Here is a 3,211-nt window from a genome sequence, read left to right as displayed (position 1 = left end):
CGGTCGCGTACATCGTCATCAGCATGCTGAGCGTGGCGGCCATCGCGCTGTTCCTCTCCACGGTGACCGACTCCGGCCTGGGCGCGGCCATGGGCGCGCTCGCGGTGCTGGTGACCAGCCAGGTGCTGGCGACGCTGGACGCGGCCGCGGCGGTCCGGCCCTACCTGCCGACGCGCTACTGGCTCGCCTGGATCGACTTCTTCCGCGACCCGGTCCTGTGGCGCGACATCGAGCGCGGCGCCGGCATCCAGCTGGTCTACCTGGGCGTCCTGCTCCTCGCCGCCTGGGCCGCCTTCGTCACCCGAGACGTCAGTAATTAGACCGGGCAGGCCTTTGGTTGCGCCAGCGCCGGGGCGGCGAGCGTCGACGTCACGATCGCGGAGACCGCCTGGTCGGTGGGCAACTGACTGTGCGAGACCTGCCGCTGCGGGCAGACCCCCTGCAGAGGTACGTTCACCGCGCCGGCCAGGCGGGCGGAGTCCGGCGGCTGGACCGTCTCGTCGTTCTCGGTCCAGATCGACAGCCAGGGCAGCCCCTCGGGCAGATCCTCGCCGGCGAGCCGATCGAGCAGCGCACTGCCCGGGGCCAGTTGCCGGCAGGCGGGCGGGCACGCGTCCGGGGCCAGCGCAGCCCCGGCCGCCGCGAGCCTCGTGCCGTGCAACGGCGAGCCGAGCGTGACGATGCGCCGGGCGACCTCGGCGCCCCGGTACCTGTCGACCCACAGCCGCGCGACGACTCCCCCGGCCGAGTAGCCGACGATGTCCACCGACGGGCTGCTCCCGGTCTCGCCGCGGACCGCCGCGTCGAGGGTGGCCGCCTGCGCCTCGAAGTCACCGGTGCCGCCGTCGGGCAGGGCGACGATCTTGGCCGTACGCCCCTCGGCCCGCAACTGGTCCCGCAACCGCGCGAGCGCCGTGGTGTTGCCGCCGTAACCGGGCACCAGCAGCACCGTCCCCGGCGTCGCCTGATCCGGTCGCGGTCCGTCGTCGCCACCGCCCAGCAGCCGTACGCCGGCGAGCCCGCCCGCCGCGACCAGCAGCACGGCGACCACGGCAAACAGGATCCGGCGGCGGGGTGACATCTCTCCATGATGCCGCCGCGGCTTGTAGAGTGCCCCTAGCTATTCATGCATATCGATCTTAAGGGGGCCGCCGTGGCACGCTTCCGGATGCTCGTCGCCGCCGTCCTGCTCGCGGTGGTCACCGTCGTCGTCCCGGGCGGTCCCGCCACGGCGGCCTTCTCCCCGGCCGCGCTGTGGGAGTCGAGTCTGCAGGGCGTGCACGGGCTCTCCCCGGACGTCACGGTCCGGCAGATCGCCCGGGTCTCGGCCGGCGGGTCCGCGCTGCGGGTCCGGCTCGGCAACCCCTTCGGCACCGCCCCCGTCGAGGTCCGCGACGCGTGGCTCGGGCTGCCCGTCGCCACGGGATCGGCCACGCTGCAGGCCAACGTGCCGCTGACGTTCCGCGGCCGGCGCACGGTCTCGATCCCGCCGGGCGCCTCGGTGACGAGCGACGCGGCACCGGTCGCCGCGCGGGCCGGGCAGGACGTGGCGGTCAGCCTCTACGCGCCGGGCAGCCCGATCAACGACCACACGTTCCCACCCTTCCCCGCCGACCCGCCGGCCTCCTACATCAGTACGCCCGGCAACAGCGCCGCCGCGACGTCGGCGGTGACGTTCCCGGCGTACCCGGTGATCCCCGGCGGCACGCCCGGCACCGGGACCGGCTACCACCCGGGTCAGATCTGGTGGCTCGACCTGGTCACCAGCGACCGCCCCGCCGCCCGCGGCACGGTGGTCACGCTCGGCGACTCGATCACCGACGGATACCAGGCGATCGGCCCGCCCGGGCAGCGCTGGACGGACGTCCTCGCCGACCGGCTGGCCCAGCTGCCGCCCGCCCGGCGCCTCGCGGTCGCCAACGCCGGCATCTCCGGCAACACGGTCAGCGACAGCCCCAACCCCTACGACCCCACCGGCCAGTGCTGCGGCCCGCCCGCGCCGCAGCGGCTCGACCGCGACGTGTTGTCGGTGCCCGGCGTCCGCACCGTCTTCCTGCTGGAGGGCACCAACGACCTGGGCGGCGGCAGCTTCGCTCCCCCGGTGCCGGCCGCCACGATCATCGCGGCCATGCAGGGCATCGCCGCCCGCGTGCAGGCCCGCCACCTCCGCATGGTCGGCGCCACCATCCTGCCGATGTGCCTGCCGCCCGGCGACCCGCGCGAGGCCGACCGCCAGACCGTCAACACCTGGATCCGCACGAGCGGCACCTTCGACGCCGTCGCCGACTTCGACGCCGTCCTGCGCGACCCCGCCGACCCCACCCAGATGATCCCCGACCTCCGGGCCGACTGCTACCACCCCAACGCCGCCGGCGACGCCCTCCTCGGTGCCGCGATCGACATCTCCTCCCTCTGACCACCTTGGAGCACCCCGCGTCGGCCACGCCACCGGGACGGGCATCGACGGCGATCGAGGGAAGCTACGGTGGCGGGGTGCGCCGCCGCTCGATGGTCGTTCTCGCCGTGCTGTCCGGCCTCTTCTCGGTCGTCACCGCGGTGGCCGTCAACGTGGCCACCGGCGGCACGCTGCCGGAGCCGGTGGCCTGGCCCGTCGTCGGGGTGCTGGCGGTGGCGGCGATCGGGCTGGCGGTGTGGCAGCAGCGGGTTCCCAGCGAGCCGGCGCGCGTCGTCAACGAGCTGCCCGCCCGCACCGGCCTCACCGGGCGTGAGGGCGACCTGCAGCACCTCCGGCGATTGATCAGATCCGGTCACCACGTGCTCGCGCTGGTGGGGCCGCCCGGGGTCGGCAAGAGCGCGCTGGCCGTTCAGGTGGCTCACGAGTACAGCGCGCGGTACCCGGAGGCGCATCTCTTCGCCGTCCTTCGGGGCGCGGCGCCCGATCCCGTACGCCCGGAGAGCGTACTGGAGCGTTTCCTCGGCACGCTGGGCGCGCCCGAGAACGACCGCGGCGGCACTGTCGACGAGCTCGCCGCCCGGTGGCGGGCTCGGCTCGCCGGCCGCCGCCTGATCGTGGTGCTCGACGACGCGCGCGACGCCGCCCAGGTGCGTCCGCTGCTGCCGGGCGACCCCCGCTGTCTCGTGCTGATCACCAGCCGCCGGATGCTGCACGACCTGCCCGGCGCGGCGCAGCACACGCTCGGCGCGCTGACCGACGACGACGCCCGCCGCCTGCTGGGCGAGGCCGCCGCCC

At 74.8% G+C, this 3,211-nt stretch carries 3 protein-coding genes and 1 pseudogene; 3 read left to right on the top strand and 1 reads right to left on the bottom strand.

What is annotated here, in order from left to right; translation table 11 throughout:
* A pseudogene (locus RBH18_RS43480) lies at positions 1–320 on the top strand (ABC transporter permease); the annotation flags it as partial.
* Here the strand turns inward: RBH18_RS43480 and RBH18_RS43475 are convergent.
* Complete coding sequence (locus tag RBH18_RS43475) at positions 317–1,081, bottom strand: lipase family alpha/beta hydrolase (protein WP_306216373.1); 765 nt, start codon at positions 1,079–1,081, stop codon at positions 317–319. The pseudogene RBH18_RS43480 and the gene RBH18_RS43475 overlap by 4 nt on opposite strands.
* Positions 1,082–1,153: 72 nt before the next feature.
* On the opposite strand from RBH18_RS43475, the gene RBH18_RS43470 reads away from it, so the two are divergent.
* Together RBH18_RS43470 and RBH18_RS43465 are read left to right on the top strand one after the other, a co-directional pair.
* Entirely contained in the window at positions 1,154–2,416 is a 1,263-nt protein-coding gene (locus RBH18_RS43470; RefSeq protein ID WP_306216372.1) for a GDSL-type esterase/lipase family protein, read from the top strand.
* A gap of 77 nt (positions 2,417–2,493) precedes the next feature.
* The coding region (locus tag RBH18_RS43465; protein WP_306216371.1) for an NB-ARC domain-containing protein at positions 2,494–3,211 on the top strand (718 nt) is incomplete at its 3' end.

The sequence above is a fragment of the Actinoplanes oryzae genome, from assembly GCF_030757795.1.
Taxonomy (GTDB): domain Bacteria; phylum Actinomycetota; class Actinomycetes; order Mycobacteriales; family Micromonosporaceae; genus Actinoplanes.
Note: the sequence above shows the minus strand (reverse complement) of the source record. Positions and strands in the feature narration are given on the sequence as shown.